The 18,108-nt window shown below is 72.9% G+C and carries 19 protein-coding genes; 15 read left to right on the forward strand and 4 right to left on the reverse strand.

Going from position 1 to position 18,108, the window contains the following annotated elements:
* Window positions 1–12: 12 nt before the first annotated feature.
* Both ASG96_RS02650 and ASG96_RS02655 read right to left on the reverse strand, forming a co-directional pair.
* A complete protein-coding gene (locus ASG96_RS02650; protein ID WP_057586434.1) occupies window positions 13–1,314 on the reverse strand; it encodes a DUF5667 domain-containing protein in 1,302 nt (433 codons plus the stop codon).
* A gap of 347 nt (window positions 1,315–1,661) precedes the next feature.
* Window positions 1,662–2,399: an RNA polymerase sigma factor gene (locus tag ASG96_RS02655; protein ID WP_056760292.1), complete on the reverse strand. Its 738-nt coding sequence runs from the start codon at window positions 2,397–2,399 to the stop codon at window positions 1,662–1,664.
* A 165-nt stretch (window positions 2,400–2,564) separates the two neighbouring features.
* On the opposite strand from ASG96_RS02655, the gene ASG96_RS02660 reads away from it, so the two are divergent.
* From ASG96_RS02660 to ASG96_RS02690, 7 genes are all read left to right on the forward strand, one after another.
* Entirely contained in the window at window positions 2,565–2,867 is a 303-nt protein-coding gene (locus ASG96_RS02660; RefSeq protein ID WP_082588867.1) for a glutaredoxin family protein, read from the forward strand.
* A 143-nt stretch (window positions 2,868–3,010) separates the two neighbouring features.
* Complete coding sequence (locus ASG96_RS02665; protein WP_056759918.1) at window positions 3,011–3,694, forward strand: redox-sensing transcriptional repressor Rex; 684 nt, start codon at window positions 3,011–3,013, stop codon at window positions 3,692–3,694.
* Window positions 3,691–5,073: a glutamyl-tRNA reductase gene (hemA, locus tag ASG96_RS02670; RefSeq protein WP_056759916.1), complete on the forward strand. Its 1,383-nt coding sequence runs from the start codon at window positions 3,691–3,693 to the stop codon at window positions 5,071–5,073. The genes ASG96_RS02665 and hemA overlap by 4 nt, the downstream gene beginning before the upstream one ends.
* Window positions 5,070–6,038, forward strand: coding sequence for a hydroxymethylbilane synthase (hemC, locus tag ASG96_RS02675; protein ID WP_057586436.1), 969 nt, complete (start codon window positions 5,070–5,072; stop codon window positions 6,036–6,038). Before hemA ends, hemC begins: the two co-directional genes overlap by 4 nt.
* Window positions 6,035–7,684, forward strand: a complete 1,650-nt coding sequence (locus ASG96_RS02680) for a bifunctional uroporphyrinogen-III C-methyltransferase/uroporphyrinogen-III synthase (RefSeq protein ID WP_057586438.1) — start codon at window positions 6,035–6,037, stop codon at window positions 7,682–7,684. Before hemC ends, ASG96_RS02680 begins: the two co-directional genes overlap by 4 nt.
* A gap of 13 nt (window positions 7,685–7,697) precedes the next feature.
* Window positions 7,698–8,663, forward strand: coding sequence for a porphobilinogen synthase (gene hemB, locus ASG96_RS02685; RefSeq protein WP_056759910.1), 966 nt, complete (start codon window positions 7,698–7,700; stop codon window positions 8,661–8,663).
* Window positions 8,664–8,698: 35 nt separating this feature from the next.
* On the forward strand, window positions 8,699–9,184 hold the full coding sequence (locus ASG96_RS02690; protein ID WP_056759908.1) for a MarR family winged helix-turn-helix transcriptional regulator: 486 nt from the start codon (window positions 8,699–8,701) through the stop codon (window positions 9,182–9,184).
* A gap of 58 nt (window positions 9,185–9,242) precedes the next feature.
* Here the strand turns inward: ASG96_RS02690 and ASG96_RS02695 are convergent, their stop codons facing one another.
* Window positions 9,243–9,854, reverse strand: a complete 612-nt coding sequence (locus ASG96_RS02695) for a GNAT family N-acetyltransferase (RefSeq protein ID WP_057586440.1) — start codon at window positions 9,852–9,854, stop codon at window positions 9,243–9,245.
* 114 nt (window positions 9,855–9,968) lie between these two features.
* Here ASG96_RS02695 and hemL point away from each other — a divergent pair, with 114 nt between their 5' ends.
* Both hemL and ASG96_RS02705 read left to right on the forward strand, forming a co-directional pair.
* The gene (hemL, locus tag ASG96_RS02700; protein WP_057586442.1) at window positions 9,969–11,306 is read left to right on the forward strand and encodes a glutamate-1-semialdehyde 2,1-aminomutase; all 1,338 of its coding nucleotides are present in this window, start codon (window positions 9,969–9,971) and stop codon (window positions 11,304–11,306) included.
* A gap of 195 nt (window positions 11,307–11,501) precedes the next feature.
* On the forward strand, window positions 11,502–12,122 hold the full coding sequence (locus ASG96_RS02705) for a hypothetical protein (RefSeq protein WP_056759902.1): 621 nt from the start codon (window positions 11,502–11,504) through the stop codon (window positions 12,120–12,122).
* Window positions 12,123–12,134: 12 nt separating this feature from the next.
* On the opposite strand, the gene ASG96_RS02710 is transcribed toward ASG96_RS02705, so the two are convergent.
* Window positions 12,135–12,752: a LysE family transporter gene (locus ASG96_RS02710; protein ID WP_057586444.1), complete on the reverse strand. Its 618-nt coding sequence runs from the start codon at window positions 12,750–12,752 to the stop codon at window positions 12,135–12,137.
* Between the two features lie 198 nt (window positions 12,753–12,950).
* On the opposite strand from ASG96_RS02710, the gene ASG96_RS02715 reads away from it, so the two are divergent.
* The 6 genes from ASG96_RS02715 to ASG96_RS02740 all read left to right on the forward strand — a co-directional run bounded on the left by ASG96_RS02715 (window position 12,951) and on the right by ASG96_RS02740 (window position 18,093).
* Window positions 12,951–13,619 (forward strand): histidine phosphatase family protein, encoded by a 669-nt coding sequence (locus ASG96_RS02715; RefSeq protein ID WP_057586447.1) that lies wholly within the window; start codon window positions 12,951–12,953, stop codon window positions 13,617–13,619.
* Window positions 13,619–14,233 carry a TlpA disulfide reductase family protein gene (locus ASG96_RS02720; RefSeq protein ID WP_082588865.1) on the forward strand — a complete coding sequence of 205 codons (615 nt, stop codon included), beginning with the start codon at window positions 13,619–13,621 and terminating at the stop codon, window positions 14,231–14,233. The genes ASG96_RS02715 and ASG96_RS02720 overlap by 1 nt, the downstream gene beginning before the upstream one ends.
* A gap of 9 nt (window positions 14,234–14,242) precedes the next feature.
* Window positions 14,243–14,986 carry a cytochrome c biogenesis CcdA family protein gene (locus ASG96_RS02725; protein WP_057586449.1) on the forward strand — a complete coding sequence of 248 codons (744 nt, stop codon included), beginning with the start codon at window positions 14,243–14,245 and terminating at the stop codon, window positions 14,984–14,986.
* 148 nt (window positions 14,987–15,134) lie between these two features.
* A complete protein-coding gene (locus tag ASG96_RS02730) occupies window positions 15,135–16,769 on the forward strand; it encodes a cytochrome c biogenesis protein ResB (RefSeq protein ID WP_057586738.1) in 1,635 nt (544 codons plus the stop codon).
* On the forward strand, window positions 16,766–17,764 hold the full coding sequence (gene ccsB, locus ASG96_RS02735) for a c-type cytochrome biogenesis protein CcsB (protein ID WP_057586450.1): 999 nt from the start codon (window positions 16,766–16,768) through the stop codon (window positions 17,762–17,764). The genes ASG96_RS02730 and ccsB overlap by 4 nt, the downstream gene beginning before the upstream one ends.
* A gap of 2 nt (window positions 17,765–17,766) precedes the next feature.
* A complete protein-coding gene (locus tag ASG96_RS02740) occupies window positions 17,767–18,093 on the forward strand; it encodes a DUF4229 domain-containing protein (protein WP_057586740.1) in 327 nt (108 codons plus the stop codon).
* The last annotated feature ends 15 nt before the right edge of the window (window positions 18,094–18,108 follow it).

Consider the following 18,108-nt stretch of genomic DNA (forward strand, 5'->3'; position numbering starts at 1 on the left):
CGGCCGGCCGCGTCAGGGCAGGATCTTCGTCGGCAGCGGCAACGGCACCGTGGGGACACCGAGGGTCACCGACGGCAGGGGGACGGTCGCGCCGGGCACCGTGACGCCACCGCCGCCGACGCCGATCGTCGAGGACGTGATCCCCACGCCCGGCAGGCTGACCGTGGCGCCGGGCAGCGTGACCCCGCCGCCGCCGACGCCCACCGAGGAGCTCGTGGCCCTGACGCCGGGCAGGTTGATCGTGCCGCCGGGAAGGGTGACGCCACCCGTGACGGTGACGCCCGGTGCCGGCAGACCGCCGGGGAGCGTCGCCGAGACCACCGGTGGGCGCGGAGCCGAACCCGCCGGCCGGCCGGTCGTGGCGCCGGGCCCGGCCGGCGTGCTGCCCGGGGCGGACGTGCCGCTCACCGGGCTGCTGGGCCGGACCGCGCCGGGCAGTCGGGCCAGGATCTGCCGCGCCTGGGCGGACCGGTCACCGCACACGCCGCAGGCGGCCAGCTCCTTGAGCGTCGCCACCTGGCCCGCACCGAGCAGGTCGCGCAGGCGCTGCCACGACGCGAGGGAGCCGGCCGGCACCCGAGGCCGCATCGCGTCGACCTGAGGAATGGCCCGGGTGTAGAAGTCGGCCAGCTCGGTCAGCGCATCGGCGCGCTGCTCCGTGCGGTAGACCTCCATGAGGATCGTCTGGGCCCGCCCCGTGGCGTCCGTGGCGGCGTCGTACGCGGTGTCGAGGTCGTGCGTCGAGGGGGCGCCACGGTCGATGAGGTCGCGGGCGTCGGCGATGTGCTCCTGCGCCTGGTCGAGGTAGGTCAGGCCCTCGTCGTACCGCGAGCCGGCCAGCTGGACCGCGGCCCGGTCGAGCAGCTGCTTGACGCCGTAGAGCGCGTCGCCGGGGACGGCCGAGCGGGACGCGAAGCCCAGGGCACCGCCGATGACGAGGATGCTGGCGGCCGCGGCGGCGATGAACTTCAGGGGCCTGGCCGCGACGCGCAGCACCGACACCGTGCCGCCCGCGTCGCGGCCGTCACCCTCCGTGGCTCGTTCGTCGGCCGACGGCGTCGGGTCCGTGGGGCCGCCGGCCTCGCCGTCGAGGGGCACGAGCGGCACGGCGGGCACGACGGCGGTCGCGTCGTCGGCGAGCAGCCGGGCGCGCAGGTCGGACACGAACTCGGCCCGCGGCGCCAGGCCGGCCTGGTCGACCGACTGGACGGCGTGCAGCACGGCGACGAGCTCGAGGATGCCGGGCTCTGACACCTGCTCGCCGTCGAGGGCACGCTGGAGGAGCTCGCCGTCGGCGTTCGCACCGAGGTCCATGTCTCCTCCTTCGTCTCTCGAGTCCGTGGGTCCGTCGTCTGGCCTGTGGTCTGGTCTGTCGTGCTGGTCGCGCCCGTCGTGCCGGCCGACCCGTCAGGGGGTGGAGGAACCCCACGCCCGACCCGGCGGCCCCGGGGGGCCGGCGACACGGCATACGCCACGGTCTGCGAGGGGTGGGTGGTGCGGGTCGTTCGCCAGGGGCCGCAGCACCGTCGTCGCTGCCACCCCGCCACCTGCGTTCACGCGGTCCACGGTCGCACCGGTCGGCGCGCCGATCGTCGGTCCGGGCCCACACGCACCGTCCCTACGCCATGAGAACGACACCGCTGCCGGTCGGGTTACGCGCCTCACAGCTCGACTCCGTCGAGCGCCTTGCGCAGGGCCCGCGTCGCCCGCAGCTGGAGCTGCTTGACGGCACCCTCGGACTTGTCGAGCACCCTGGCCGTGTCGGCGAGGCTGAGGCCCTGGAGGAAGCGCAGGGTGATGCACTCGGCCTGGTCGGAGCCGAGCTGCTTGATCGCCGACACGAGCCGCTCGTCGCGCAGCCGCGTGAGCACCTCGGTGTCGGGTGCGTCGACGCGCTCGTCGGCGTCGCGCATGTCGGCGGTCGCGACCTCGAAGCGGAACTTCGCCGACTTCACGTGGTCGGCGATGAGGTTGCGCGCGATGGTGACGAACCACGCCGCGATGTCCTTGCCCTGCCACGTGAAGGAGTCGATGCGGCGCATCGCCCGCAGGAAGGTCTCGGACGTGAGGTCCTCGGCGAGCGCGCGGTTGGCGACCCGGACGAGGACGTAGCGGAAGACGGTGTCGACGTAGACGTCGTAGAGCTGGGCGAACGCCTCCTTGTCACCGCGCTGGGCGAGCTCGACCAGCGCGGCGATGCGGGCCTGCTCGTCGGCGTCACGCTCCGGGTGGCGCCGCGGCCCGGGCCCGGAGCGGGTCAGGGCGCCCCGGTCCGTTCCCTCGTCGGCGAGGGCGGCCCAGAGCGCGTCGAGCGCGGAGCGCCAGGTCGGCAAGGCGTATGCCGTGGGCCCGAGGAGCGCTGGGAGCGTGCCCGCGGCGGCCGGGCGGGCAGGCGTCATCGACACCCGCGCCGAGGCCCTTCCCGGTGCGGGGACAGGTGGGGGCCGGCGGGCCGACGTCCTGTTCGCGCGCATTGCGGACAGTCTGTCGGAATGCGCCCCGGCATGGGACCCCGACGACGTTTTGTGGCGCACCCGACGTGTGGCTCCGTGAGCGTGCCTACAGTGGTTCTCATGACGAGCGAGCAGCCCACCGACGCTCCCGGCGGTCACGACGACCCCGCCGCGTCGGTCCCGCCGCGCGTCGTCCTGCTCGGCCGGGCCGGCTGCCACCTGTGCGACGAGGCCCGGGCCGTCGTCGAGCGGGTGACGGGCGAGCTCGGGGTGGGCTGGCAGGAGCAGTCCGTCGACGACGACCCCGAGCTGCTGCGGCGCTACGCCGAGCAGATCCCGGTGACGTTCGTCGACGGGAGGCGCCACGACTTCTGGCGGGTCGACGAGGCGCGCCTGCGTGCCGCACTCCGGTGACCTGCCTCACGGGTGCATCCCATGCCGTGGTAGGCCGTCGAAGTCAACTTTGTGCATGGGTTCACAAACGTCTAGCCTGATCGGGTCCCCACGTGCTCCACGTGTGGGAGAACGCCTCGTTCGAGAGGAGCCGGTGAGCAAGAGTGTCCGCCGACCCAGCACTGCGTCGAGAGATCCCCGACGCGACCGTCGCGCGGCTTCCCGAGTACCTCCGGACGCTCTCGCGCCTCGCTGAGGACGGCGTCCTGTCGGTCTCGTCGGAAGAGCTCGCGGCCGAGGTCGGGGTGCGCTCCGCGCAGCTGCGCAAGGACCTCAGCCACCTCGGTTCCTACGGGGTGCGCGGCGTCGGCTACGACGTCGAGACGCTCGCCCTCGAGATCTCCCGCGCCCTCGGGCTGACCGAGGACTGGCCCGTCGCCATCGTCGGGATGGGCAACCTCGGGCACGCGCTCGCCTCCTACTCCGGCTTCGTCACCAAGGGCTTCCGCATCGTCGGCCTCTACGACGACGACCCCGCCCTCGCCGACGAGAGGATCGTCGGAGTGGCGATCCGTCCGCTCGCCGAGCTCACCGAGCACCACGCCGTCGACCCGATCGCCATCGGGGTCATCGCGACGCCGGCGCCCGCCGCCCAGGCGGTCTGCGACGCCCTCGTCGGCGCGGGCATCAGCTCGATCCTCAACTTCGCACCGGCCGTGCTCTCCGTGCCGAGCGGCGTGGACGTGCGCCGTGTCGACCTCTCGACGGAGCTGCAGATCCTCGCCTTCCACGCCCAGCGCAAGTCCCTCGCGGCGGGCGACCTCCGATCGGCGGTGGCCGCTCCGTGAGCCTCCTCGTCATCGGCCTGTCCCACCACACCGCCCCGCTGGCGGTGCTCGAAGCACTGTCCGAGCGCCCCGACCGCGCCGAGGCCATCGCGGCCTCCGTGCTCAGCTCGGCCACGGCCACCGAGGCGGTCGTGCTGTCCACGTGCAACCGTCTCGAGGTCTACGCGTCGGTGCCGGCCTTCCACCCCGCGGTCGCGGCCATCGGTGAGGCGCTCGCGCTCGCTGCGGGCATCGAGGAGCCCGACGGTGCGCGCCGCGTCGCCGAGCTGCCGCCGGGCGACCCGGCCGACGCCCTCGCGGCCCGCGCCGAGGCGCTCGCCGACCACCTCTACGTCCGCTACGACGACGCCGCCGTGGCCCACGCGTTCACCGTCGCCTGCGGACTCGACTCGATGGCCGTCGGCGAGGCGCAGATCCTCGGCCAGATGCGTGACTCGCTCGCCGGGGCCCAGGGGCGCGACCAGGTGGGGGAGTCGCTCAACGCGCTCTTCCAGGGCGCCCTGCGCGTCGGCAAGCGCGCCCACACCGAGACCGACATCGACCAGCACAGCGTCTCGCTCGTGCAGATCGCGCTCGAGGAGGCCGCCGCGATCCTCGGCCCGCTCGACGACGTCTCGGCCGCGGTGGTCGGCGCCGGCGGGATGAGCGGCCTGGCGGCCGCGACCGCCCGCCGCCAGGGCGTCGACTCGCTCACCATCGTCAACCGCACGCCGGAACGGGCACAGCGCCTCGCGGCCGCGACGTCGGGGGTGGCCCGTCCCTGGACGGAGCTGTCGGACGTCCTCGCCGAGAGCGACCTCGTCATCACCTGCACCGGCGCCGTCGGGCACGTCATCACCGCCGAGATGCTCGCGGCCAGCTCGGCCCGCCGCGACGGACGGCCCCAGGTCGTCGTCGACCTCGCGCTCCCGCGCGACGTCGAGCCCGTCGTCTCCTGGCCGCACGCCGTGCCGGGGGTGTCGCTCGTCGACCTCCAGTCGCTGGGGCTGCTGCTCGAGGGCCGCGCCGACACGACCCAGGTCGTGCGCGTGCGCGAGCTCGTCACCGGCGAGGTCGCCGACTACCTGACGCGGCGCATGGAGAAGTCCGTCGCGCCCACCGTCGCGGCCCTGCGGGCCCGCGCCGCCGCGCTCGTCGCGACGGAGATGGACCGGCTCGACCAGCGGCTGCCGGGGCTCGACGAGACGACCCGCGCCGAGGTCGGCCTCGCCGTGCACCGCATCGTCGAGAAGCTGCTCCACACGCCGACCATGCGGGTCAAGGAGTTCGCGATGGAGGGCAGCGGCGACGACTACGCCGCGGCCCTGCGCGAGCTCTTCGACCTCGAGCCCAAGGACGTCGCCAACGTCTCCACGCCGCCGAAGCGGGCCCAGCCATGACCGCCCTGCGTCTCGGCACGCGCCGCTCGGCCCTCGCCACCACCCAGTCCGGGTGGGTGGCCGACCGGCTCCGCGAGGCCGGTCACGAGGTCGAGCTCGTCGAGATCACGACCGAGGGCGACGTCTCCGGTGAGCTGCTCACCGCCATCGGCGGCACCGGGGTCTTCGCCGCCGCCATCCGGCGCGCCCTGCTCGACGGTCGCATCGACGTCGCCGTCCACTCGCTCAAGGACCTCCCGACGACACCTGAGCCCGGGCTCGTCGTGGCTGCGGTGCCGGTGCGCGAGGACAGCCGCGACGTGCTCGTGGCCCGCGACCGCCTGACGCTGGGCGAGCTGCCCGCAGGCTCGGTCGTCGGCACCGGATCGCCGCGCCGCACCGCCCAGATCGCCGCGCTCGGGCTCGGCATCGAGATCCGTCCGATCCGCGGAAACGTCGACACCCGAATCGGGTTCGTCACCTCGGGCGCCCTCGACGCCGTCGTCCTCGCCCGCGCCGGCCTCGCCCGGCTCGGCCGCCTCGACGAGGCCACCGAGGTCATCGACCCGATCCAGGTGCTTCCCGCGCCCGGTCAGGGCGCCCTCGCCGTCGAGTGCCGGTCCGACCGCGACGACGTCGTGGCCGCCGTCTCCGTGCTCGACGACCCCGACACCCGCGCCTGCGTCGAGGCCGAGCGCTCACTGCTGTCGACCCTCGAGGCCGGCTGCACCGCACCCGTCGGGGCGCTCGCCGAGGTCGTCGAGGGGGAGGACGGCCTCGAGCTGTCCCTCCGCGCGTTCGCCGGCTCGGAGGACGGCTCCGTCGAGCTGCGCCGCTCTCTCGTCGGGCCCTACGACCAACCGCAGGCCCTCGGCTCGCGCCTCGCCCGGATCCTGCTGGAGGACGGCGCCGCCGACCTCCAGGTCGCCACGTCAGCTGGACCCGTCCCAGACCACGCCCCACACCAACCGGAGCAAGTTTCGTGACTCCTTCCCGCCAGCCGTCAGAGCAGACGGAATCGACCCCCACCCACGCCACGACGCCGGCGCGTGTCGCCTTCGTCGGCTCGGGCCCGGGCGACCCCGGCCTCATGACGCTCCGCGGCCGCGACCTGCTCGCCGCCGCCGACATCGTGGTGCTCGACCGCATCGCCCGAGACGACGTCGTGCTCCAGCACGCCCGACCCGACGTCGAGATCATCGACGCCGGCCACGGCGAGCAGGGCCAGGAGCTCACCCACGCAGTGCGCGCCAAGCTCGTCGTCAAGGCCGCGAAGTCGGTGGCCCCCGGTGGGCTCGTCGTGCGCCTCATGGACGGCGACCCCGCGACCTTCAACGGCCTCGTCGAGGAGGTGCGTGCCTGCCGCAAGGCCGGCATCACCTACGACGTCGTGCCCGGTGTCTCGGCGCTCACCGCCGGGCCGACGTATGCCGGCGTGCCGCTGACGTCGAAGTCCACCGGCGCCGTCCACGTCGTCGGGGTCGACCGCTCCGGCATCGACTGGTCCGCCTACGCCGCCGACACCGACACGCTCGTGCTCCTCGGCGGCACCGAGGGCATCCGTGTCGCCCTCGCCGCGCTGCGTGCTGCGGGACGTCCGGCGGACGCCCTCGTGGCGCTGACGGCATACGGCACCACCGTCCGGCAGTCGTCCGTCGCGACGACTCTCGGCGACGCGGACTCGGTCTTCGGCGGCAAGGAGCCGCTCCAGGTGTCGCTCGCGGTCGTGTCGCCCAACGTCGGCCTCCGTGACGAGTTCTCGTGGTTCGAGTCCAAGCCGCTCTTCGGCTGGAAGGTGCTCGTGCCGCGCACGCAGGCCCAGGCCGGCTCGATGGTCGACCGCCTCGCCGGCTACGGCGCGACGGCCGACGTCGTGCCGACCATCTCGGTCGAGCCGCCGCGCACGCCGCAGCAGATGGAGAAGGCCGTCAAGGGCCTGGTCACCGGACGCTACGAGTGGATCGGCTTCACGTCGGTCAACGCCGTGCGCGCCGTGCGCGAGCGCTTCGAGGAGTTCGGGCTCGACGCCCGGGCCTTCGCGGGCCTCAAGGTCGCCGCCGTCGGCGGGGTCACCGCCGCCGCCCTGCGCGAGTGGGGCATCAACCCCGACCTCGTGCCCTCCGGCGAGCAGTCGGCTGCCGGCCTGCTCGAGTCGTGGCCCGAGTTCGACGAGGTCCTCGACCCGATCAACCGGGTGCTGCTGCCGCGCGCCGACATCGCGACGGAGACGCTCGTCGCCGGCCTCCGCGACATGGGCTGGGAGGTCGACGACGTCACGGCCTACCGCACGGTGCGCGCAGCCCCGCCGGCCGCGTCGATCCGCGACGCGATCAAGGGCGGCGACTACGACGCCGTGCTCTTCACGTCGAGCTCGACGGTGCGCAACCTCGTCGGCATCGCCGGAAAGCCCCACGCCGCAACGGTCGTCGCGTGCATCGGACCGGCGACGGCCAAGACGGCGCAGGAGCACGGCCTCCGGGTCGACGTCCTCGCGCCGGAGGCCTCGGCCCTGAGCCTCGTCGACGCCCTCGCCGGCCATGGCGTCGGTCTCGCCGTGGCCGCGGCCGAGGCAGGTCAGCCGGTGCAGCGTCCCAGCGACAAGCGTCCGGCCTCGCGCCGCCGCGCCCGCTGAGCCGAGGCACCCGGTGATCGAGCGTCCCCGTCGCCTGCGGCAGAACCCCGTCCTGCGTTCACTCGTGGCCGAGACCCGGCTGCACCCGCGTGACCTCGTGCTGCCGGTCTTCGTCGGCGAGGGCCTGACGCAGCCGCGACCCATCGCGAGCATGCCGGGCGTCGTCCAGCACACCCTCGAGACGGTCGTCGAGGTGGCCCACCGCTGCGTCGCGGCCGGTCTCGGCGGGATCATGCTCTTCGGCGTCCCGCAGGAGAAGGACGCGACGGGCTCGGGGGCCGTCGACCCCGACGGCATCCTCAACGTCGCGCTGCGCACCGTGCGCGAGGCCGTCGGCGACGACCTCGTCGTCATGGCCGACACCTGCCTCGACGAGTTCACCGACCACGGGCACTGCGGCGTCCTCGACGAGCACGGCCGCGTCGACAACGACGCGACCAACCTCCTCTACGCCGAGATGGCCGTCGCGCAGGCCCGCGCGGGCGCCCACGTCGTCGCGCCCTCCGGGATGATGGACGGCCAGGTCGCCGTCATCCGCGAGGCGCTCGACGCCGAGGGGCTCACCGACACGGTGATCCTCGCGTATTCCGCCAAGTACTCCTCGGCGTTCTTCGGACCGTTCCGTGAGGCCGTCCAGTCGAGCCTGCAGGGCGACCGCCGCACCTACCAGCAGGACCCGGCCAACATCGTCGAGTCGCTCCGCGAGATCGACCTCGACATCGCCGAGGGCGCCGACATGGTCATGGTCAAGCCCGCGATGTCATACCTCGACGTCGTCGCCGCCGCAGCCGAGCGGGCGTCCGTGCCGGTCGCGGCCTACCAGGTGTCGGGCGAGTACTCCATGATCCACGCGGCCGCCGCCAACGGCTGGATCGACCTGCGGGCCGCCGCGATCGAGTCTCTGACCTCGATCCGCCGGGCCGGTGCGCAGGTCGTGCTCACGTACTTCGCGCTCGACGTGACCGAATGGACCGCCTGACACCACTACCATCTGTGACATCGCAGGAGGTTGACATGTCAGGTACAGGGGATGACGGCGTGCAGTGGCTCACTGACGCCGAACAGGCGTCGTGGCGGGCCATCCTGCGCGGCACGAGGCTGCTCGAGCGTGCGCTCGACGACGCGCTCGGCGACGCCGGGCTGCAGCTGAGCGAGTACGAGATCATCTCGATGCTCTCCGAGAGCCAGAACCACCGGCTGCGCATGTCCGAGCTCGCGGCCATGGTCGTCCAGTCGCGCAGCCGGTTGACGCACACGGCGAAGCGCCTCGAGGACCGCGGCTGGGTGACCCGGGAGCAGTGTGCCGACGACAAGCGCGGGGTCGAGCTCGTCCTGACCACCGGTGGGCTGGCCGCCGTCCGCGACATCGCCCGGGTCCACGTGCAGAGCGTGCGCGCCAACCTGGTCGACATCATGACCCCGACGCAGTTCACCGCGATCGGCGACGCCATGGCCATCGTGCGCGACCACCTCGACCCGAACGGCACGAGCGGTCACTGAGCACCCGGCCCGGTCCTCGGGATCCGCGCCGGCGCAGGACCCCCACGGTCCGGTTGTCTCAGAAGGTGATACGCACGACGGCACGCCGCAGGCTGGGACGCAGCACCTCGCTGAAGCCGGCGTCGAGGAAGGTCGACAGCGTGCCGACGTGCAGCTCCTGGAGGATGGCGCCCGTCGTCGTCGTCATCGGATAGCCCTCCAGTGCGTGCGCACCACCGCGGCGGGCGTGGTCCACGGCCGCCAGCACGAGGGCGCGACTGATCCCGCGACGCCGGAAGCCCGCGCGGGTGAAGACGCACGTGACCGCCCAGACGGACCCGTCGGACCGGTCCTCGTCGCGCCCGACCCAGGCCGCCCGGCTCGAGTTGCGCACGAGCCCTTCGTAGGCCGGTCGCGGCTCGACGGCGCACCACCCGACGGGCTCCCCGCCCAGCCGGGCGACGAGACCACTGGTGGACTCGGCGTCGGGGTCGCCGCAGGAGGTCTGCTCGCGCAACCGCCGCGCGCGCTCCTCGACGGGGAAGGACCCGAACGACTCACGCCGTGCCAGCTTGAACCGCTGGCACTGGCAGCCCGAGGCGGGGCCCCGGGTACCGAGGACCGACTGGAGCTCCTCCCACGTGGCCTCGTTGGCCGGCACGACGGAGACCTCGACGTTCGCAGCGCTCATGACGACCAGTGTGGGGCCGGAGGGGCGCCCGTGGTGGTCCTGGTGGCCGCGGCCACCAGGACCACCACGGCCCCGGCGGCGCGAGCACCCAGCCTCGGTTGAGAGACTGGGGGCATGAGCTCGCAGCCTGTCACCGTCCAGACCACCATCGACTCCCCGGCGTCCGCCGCGCTCCTCGCCCGGGCCAGCGAGGTCATCCCGGGCGGCGTGAACTCGCCGGTGCGTGCCTTCCGGGCCGTGGGGGGCACGCCGCGCTTCATGGCGAGCGGGAGCGGGCCGTGGCTCACGGACGCCGACGGCAAGCGCTACGTCGACCTCATCTGCTCGTGGGGCCCCATGATCCTCGGCCACGCCCACCCCGACGTGCTCGCGGCGGTGACCGAGGCCGCCGCACGCGGCTTCTCCTTCGGCACGCCGAGCGAGAACGAGGTGCTCCTCGCCGAGGAGATCGTCCGGCGCGTCGAGCCCGTCGAGCAGGTGCGCCTCGTCAACTCCGGCACCGAGGCGACGATGTCGGCCATCCGGCTCGCGCGCGGCTTCACGGGTCGCGACGTCGTCGTGAAGTTCGCCGGCTGCTACCACGGCCACGTCGACGCCCTGCTGGCCTCGGCCGGCTCCGGTGTCGCGACCTTCGCCCTGCCCGACTCCGCCGGCGTGCCGCGTTCGAGCGCGGGCGAGACGATCGTCCTGCCCTACAACGACGTCCCGGCGCTCGAGGCCGCCTTCGCCGAGCGCGGGCACGAGATCGCCGCGGTCATCACCGAGGCCGCGGCCGGCAACATGGGTGTCGTCCCGCCGGCCCCCGGCTTCACCGAGGCGATGCTGCGCGTCACGAAGGCGCACGGTGCCCTGCTCGTCTCCGACGAGGTCATGACCGGCTTCCGGTGCAGCGCCTCCGGCTTCTACGGCCTCGAGGGTCCTTATGCCGCAGGGGCGCCCGACCTCTTCACCTTCGGCAAGGTGATGGGCGGTGGCTTCCCGACCGCGGCCTTCGGTGGTCGTGCCGACGTCATGGCGCTCCTCGCACCTCAGGGCCCGGTCTACCAGGCCGGCACGTTGTCCGGTAACCCCGTCGCCTCGGCGGCCGGGCTCGCCACGCTCCAGGGCTGCACGCCTGCCGTCTACGAGCGCCTCGACGTGGTCTCGCACGCGATCGCCGACGCCGTCGCGACCGAGCTCTCTGCCGTCTCGGTGCCGCACACGATCCAGTGGGCCGGCTCGATGTTCTCGGTCTTCTTCCGCGACGGGGCCGTCGCGAACTACGACGACGCCAAGGACCAGGACACCGGCGCCTTCCGCCGGTTCTTCCACGCGATGCTGAGCCAGGGGGTCCACCTGCCGCCGAGCGCCTTCGAGTCGTGGTTCGTCTCGGCCTCCCACGACGACGAGGCCGTCGACCACGTGCTCGCCGCCCTGCCCGCCGCCGCCCGCGCGGCCGCCACCCCGGACTGAGCAGACCACCGCGCTCGCGCGCGCCGGTTCGAGGTGATCCGGGGCGCACCGGCCGCCGCGACCACGTCGAACGGGCGTCCGGGACCGGGCCACACGGCATACGACAGGGGCATTGTGGCCCCGCCCCTCGTGGAGGAGGCTGGTCGGTGACGGCGGCGCCGTCGGGGTGCCGCCCCGACCGAGGGAGGTGGGGTCGTGCACGCACGCTCCACGACGGTCCTGGGCCGTCCCGGCATGATCGAGAGCGGCATCGCACACGTGCAGGACGTGGTGATGCCGCAGGTCAGGGCGATGGACGGCTGCGTCGGACTGTCCATGGTCGCCGACCGTGTCAGCGGCCAGTGCATCGTGACGACGGCGTGGCGTGACGAGGCAGCGATGCGCGCCACCGCTGACACCGTCGTCCCGCTGCGTCGGCAGGCAGCCGACCTGCTCGGCGGTGAGGCCACCGTCGAGGAGTGGGAGATCGCCTACCTGCACCGTGACCACCGCGTGGCCGACGGCTGCTGCGCCCGGGTGACGTGGACCGACGGCGACCCGGCCATGGTCGACCGGATGCTCGACGCCTTCCGGATGGGCATCATGCCGCGGGTCGAGCAGCTCGAGGGCTTCTGCAGCGCCAGCCTCTTCATCGACCGGCCCTCCGGACGGTCGTGCGTCACCGCGACGTACGACTCGCCGCAGGCGATGATGGCGACCCGGAATGCAGCCATGGGCCTGCGGGCCGACCTCGTGCAGGAGACCGGTATGCGGATCACCCAGATCGGCGAGTTCTCCCTCGCCATCGCGCACCTCGACGTGCCGGAGCTCGTCTGACGCCGAGGCGCCCTAGCGGACGGCGGCGAGGAGCATGCCGACGCCGACGAAGAGCCCGCCGAAGACGCGGTTCAGGGTGCGCCGGCCCGACTCTCGCCGGGTCAGCCGCCCGAGCCCGCGTGCCGCCGCGGCGAAGAAGAACCACATGACGACGACGTCGATGGTGACGACCGTCGCGGCGAGCACGGCGTACTGCGGCAGGAGCGGCTGCTCCGGCCGGATGAACTGCGGCATGAAGGCGAGGAAGAAGACGACGGCCTTCGGGTTGGTGAGGTTGACGAGCAGCCCACGGCGGAACATCGAGAACGCCGGCTCGGGCGCCACGTCCGCGACCCCGGCCGCCGCGGCGCGCGAGCGGAACTGCCGCACCCCGAGAACGACGAGGTAGGCCGCGCCGGCGTACCGGATGACGTCGAAGAGCACGGGCGAGCTCGCCACGAGGACACCGACACCCGCGGCCACGACCGCGATGTGGGCGAGCAGCGCGACCTGCTGGCCGAGGATGCCCCAGATCGAGCGGGTCCAGCCCGACCCGAGCGAGTTGGCCATCGTGTTGACGGCCCCCGCCCCGGGGGTGAAGGAGATGAGCGCGCCCGTCGCGACGAGCGTGAGCCAGAGTGACCACGACACGTCCCGGAGTGTAGGTCGCGGCGGACGGCCGTCGCCCGGCGTTCCACGAAGGGCGTGACGTCCGCCACCCGCGTCGCGCGGGCTCACCGAGGGCGTACGCGTGGGGCGCGGTGAAGCGGCGTCGCAGCTCGTCACAGGGGGTGCACAGGCTCGGAGGCGGATTCGGTCCTGAGCACGACGTTTGAGAGACTGTCGCGCATGGGTGAGAGCACGAGCGGGGCGGCGCCGGGCGCCGACGACCTCACGGTCGTGCACCTCATGCGACACGGCGAGGTCCACAACCCCGACGGCGTGCTGTACGGCCGCCTCGACGGCTTCCACCTCTCGGCCCTCGGCCTCGAGATGGCGGGCCTCGTCGCGGCCCACCTCGAGGTCAACGACATCACCCACGTCGTCGCGTCGCCGCTCGAGCGGGCCCAGGAGACGGCGGCCCCGATCGCGGCCGACCACGACGTCGAGATCGTCACCGACGCGCGCGTCATCGAGTCCGAGAACGTGTTCGAGGGCCGCAGCGTCAGCTTCCGCGACCTGCTCCACCCGCGCAACTGGCACCTCTTCAGCAACATCACGAAGCCCTCGTGGGGCGAGCCCTACGAGGACATCGCGACACGGATGCTCGCGGCCGTCGCCGACGCGCGCGACGCGGCCCGCGGCCACGAGGCCGTCGTCGTCAGCCACCAGCTGCCGGTCTGGACGGTGCGCAACAAGCTCGAGGGCCGGCGCCTCTGGCACGACCCGCGCAAGCGCGAGTGCACGCTCGCCTCGCTGACGTCGCTGACCTACCGCGGCGACGAGCTCGCCTCGATCGCGTACTCCGAGCCGGCCGCGGCCCTGCTCGCGAGGGCGAGCAAGAGCGTGGGCGCCTGATGGACCACCTCGATCGACGCGCCGCGCTGCGGTGGGGCGCCGTCGCCATGGCCGGAGGTCTCGTGACCTTCGCCGCAGCCTGCTCGTCCGACCCGAACTCCGTTGCGGACCAAGCCCGCTCGGGTGACCGCAAGGGCTACGTCGCCGGCGACGGATCCATCGAGCAGCTGCCCGCCACCGACCGCGGCGAGCCCGTGAAGCTCGAGGGCACGACCCTCGAGGGCAAGCCGTGGAGCAGCGCCGAGCGCCCCGGGACCGTGCTCGTCGTCAACGTCTGGGGCTCGTGGTGCCCGCCGTGCATCGAGGAGACCCCCGCCCTGCAGAAGGCGTGGGAGACCGTGCAGGCCAAGGGCAAGAAGGTCGAGTTCATCGGTCTCGACAAGCTCGAAGGCCCCGAGACCGGGCTCGCCTTCCAGACCGCCAACAAGGTCACCTACCCCTCGCTCGCCTACGACGGCGGCATCCCGATCCTCTCCCTCCAGGGCAAGGCCTCGGCCACCCCGACGACCCTCGTGCTCGACCACCAGGCCCGCATCGCGGCCCGGGTCTCCGGTCCCGTCTCCACGACGACCCTGCTCGGCCTCGTCGACGACGTCCTCGCCGAGAAGGCCTGAGGTCGCGCCGTGGGCACCGAGCTCGCCTCCGGGTCGCTCCTCGCGGCCGCGCTCGTCGCGCTCGTGGCCGGGTTCGTCTCGTTCGCGTCGCCCTGCGTGCTGCCGCTCGTGCCGGGCTTCCTCGGCTACGTCACCGGCCTGTCCGACGTGTCGCTCGAGAAGCGGTCGCGCGGGCGGCTCGTCGTGGGGGCAATGCTCTTCGTCCTCGGCTTCACCGTCGTCTTCCTCATCGCGGCGGCCGCGGTCTCGGCCCTCGGCCTCGCGTTCCGCGAGCACCAGAGCGCGCTGCTGCGCGTCGGTGGCGCCGTCGTCCTCGTCATGGGCCTGCTCTTCCTCGGGCTCGGTCGGTCGTATGCCGCCCCGGTGAGCTGGCGACCGCGTGCCGGACTCGCCGGTGCACCCCTGCTCGGCGCCGCCTTCGCCATCGGCTGGTCGCCGTGCATGGGACCGACGCTCGGGGCCATCCAGGCCATGGCCGCCCCGATCTCCGCCGAGTCCGGCTCGATCGGCCGGGGCCTCGCGCTCGCCGCCGTCTACTCCACCGGGCTGGGCCTGCCGTTCGTGCTCATGGCGGCCCTGTGGGAGCGCGCCGGCACGGCGAGCGACTGGCTCCGCCGGCACCGCCGGGCGCTCCAGAACGTCGGCGGACTGCTCCTCGTCGCCGTGGGTGTGCTCATGCTGACCGGGGTCTGGGAGGACGTCATCGTCTGGATCCAGGTCCGGCTCGTCAACGGCTTCCAGGTGGCGATCTGACATGAGCACCGACACCAACCCCACGACCAGCCCCGCCACCGAGCCGGGCCGCGGCCCGGGCACCGACCCCACCACCGACCCGGCCACCGACCCGGTCACCGCGAAGGGCACGCCGGACACCGGGGCCGGCGAACGCGTACGCAAGGGGATGCGACCCGACCGGCAGGAGCCGACGCTCCCGACGCTCGGCACCGTCGGGATGCTCCGCTGGGGCTGGCGCCAGCTGACGAGCATGCGCACCGCGCTCTTCCTGCTCCTGCTGCTCTCGATCGCCGCGGTCCCGGGATCGATCTTCCCGCAGCGCAACATCGACGCGGGCCGGGTCGCCGACTACATCGCGCAGAACCCGACGAGCTCGCCGTGGCTCGACAAGCTCGGCTTCTTCGACGTCTACGCGTCGCCGTGGTTCTCGGCGATCTACCTGCTGCTCTTCGTCTCCCTCGTCGGCTGCATCGTCCCGCGCACCAAGGTGCACCTGTCGGCGATGCGCTCGACGCCGCCGCGCGCCCCCGCCCGGCTCCAGCGGCTCGACGAGCACGCCGAGGTCACCACGACCCTCTCGCCCGACGAGGCGCTCGCCGCCGCGCGGGCCGTTCTGAAGCGCAAGCGGTTCCGGCTCCACTCGCACGACGCGACGAGCGTCTCGGCCGAGTCCGGCTACCTCCGCGAGACCGGCAACCTGCTCTTCCACCTGGCCCTGACAGGCATCATCATCGGGATGGCCGTCGGGCACCTGCTCGGCTGGCGCGGCGACATCATCCTCGCCGAGGGCGACAAGTTCGCCTCGTCCGCCGGCACCTACAACACGATCTCGCCCGGACCGTGGGTCGACACCGAGACGCTGCCGCCCTTCGTCCTGTCGCTCGACAAGCTGCACGTCGAGTTCAACGAGACGCCGGGCCGCTCGTTCGGCACGCCGCGGCTCTTCGACGCGCAGACGACGCTGCAGAGCTCGCCCGGTGCCCCGGCCTCGAGCGAGAACGTCTCGGTCAACCACCCCATCACCGTCGACGGCGCCGACATCTTCCTCCTCGGCAACGGCTACACGCCGGTCATCACGGTGCGCGACGCCAAGGGCGCCGTCCTCTACCGGGAGGCGACCCCGTTCCTCCCGCAGGACGGCAACTACCGCTCGGTCGGCGTCATCAAGGTGCCGTCGGCCTCGCCCAAGCAGCTCGGGTTCACCGGCTTCTTCCTGCCGACGGCCGAGCCCACCTTCACCAACGGGCCGGTGTCGATCTTCCCCGACACCAACAACCCCGAGGTCGCGCTCTCGGTGTGGGAGGGCAACCTCTTCCCCGGCGGCGCGCCGCAGTCGGTCTACACGCTCAACACCGACGAGATGAAGCAGGTGACCAAGGCCGACGGCTCGCCCACCCTGATCCGCCTCAAGCCCGGCCAGACCTACCAGCTTCCCGGCGACCGAGGCTCGATCACCTTCGACAGCGTCAAGCGCTTCGCCGGCCTGTCGGTGCGCACCGACCCCGGGGCTCCGATCAGCCTCGTCAGCGCCATCCTCGCGACCCTCGGCCTCATCCTCGGCCTGACGATCAAGCGCCGCCGCGTCTTCGTCCGCGTGCGCCCGGCCGGGTCGGGTGCGGCGGCGGGTGGCAGCACGCCCGACGGCGGCCTCGACAGCCCTGCCGGCGCCGACGGGCGACCGGCTACCGTGGTCACCATCGGTGGCCTCTCGAAGGACTCCGACCCCGGGCTCGCCGCGATCGTCACCGCGATCGCGGCCGGCGTGCCTGACCGCCTTGCAGAACGGACCGACCGCTCGTGAACCTCGCAGCCAACGCCAACGCCGCGCTCTACGCGTCGATGATCGTCTACACGCTCGCCATGCTCGCCTTCACCTGGCACCTGGCCGCGCGGGCACCCACGGTGGCCGATTCGTTGGCCACGGCCGGGGCCGTGGCCAACGAGCGCGAGGGCGTCCTCGTCGGTGCCGGCGCACCCGCCCCGTCCGAGCGTCGCTCGGCGACGCCGTACGCCGCGGGGCCCGGATTCGAGGAGAGCCTCAAGAGCCGCCAGCGCGGCAGCATCGCCCTGATGCTGACCTACCTCGCCTCGGCGCTGCTCGTCGCGTCGGTGCTGATGCGCGGCCTGGCCGTGGGCCGGCCGCCGTGGGGCAACATGTTCGAGTTCGCCACGGCCGCCGCCGCCGCGGTCGGCGCCGCCTACAGCGTGCTCGCCAAGCGCAACAACTGGCAGTGGCTCGGCGTCTTCATCGTCACGCCCATCCTGCTCGTGCTCGGCCTCGCGCTCACCGTGCTCTACACCGAGGCCGGCGAGCTGATGCCGGCCCTCAAGTCCTACTGGCTCGGCATCCACGTCTCGGTGGCCTTCCTCGCCGTCGCCTTCTTCACGCTGGCCTTCGCGATCGGGCTGCTCTACCTCGTGCGCGTGCGCCGCGAGGAGAAGCCGCCGGCCAAGCCCAGCTTCATCGAGTCGCTGCCCTCGTCCGCCTCGCTCGAGCGGACGGCGTACAGCCTCAACATGGTGGCCTTCATCCTCTGGACGTTCACGCTCATCGCCGGCGCCATCTGGGCCAAGCAGGCGTGGGGCGCCTACTGGCAGTGGGACCCGAAGGAGGTCTGGACCTTCGTCATCTGGACGGTCTACGCCGCCTACATGCACGGTCGCGCGACCGCCGGGGTCGACCACCGCAAGTCGACGTACATCGCCCTCGCGGGCTACGTCGCCGTCATCATCAACTTCACGCTCGTCAACCTCGTGTCGACCTTCGTGGGCATGCACAACTACTCGGGGATGTGACCGTGGTCCGCTACTCGCTCCTGCGGATCCTGATCTTCTTCGGGTTCCTCTTCCTCTTCTGGCTCATCGGCCTGCGCAACAACCCCGTGCTCCTGCTCGGGGCGTCGGCGATCGCCTCGGCCGCGGCGTCCTACATCCTGCTGCGCGGCATGCGCGACGAGATCACGGCCAAGCTCGTCGAGCGGCACGAGGCCAAGCTCGAGGCGAAGCAGACGGTCGACCCGACGAGCGACGAGTTCGCCGAGGACCTCGAGGACGATGGGCCGCTCCGCGACGCCGACACGACGGGCGCCGCGGCAACCGAGGACCCCCACAACGCCGACCGCTGACGGGGCGCTCACTCG

The organism is Terrabacter sp. Soil810, from assembly GCF_001429645.1.
Taxonomy (GTDB): domain Bacteria; phylum Actinomycetota; class Actinomycetes; order Actinomycetales; family Dermatophilaceae; genus Terrabacter.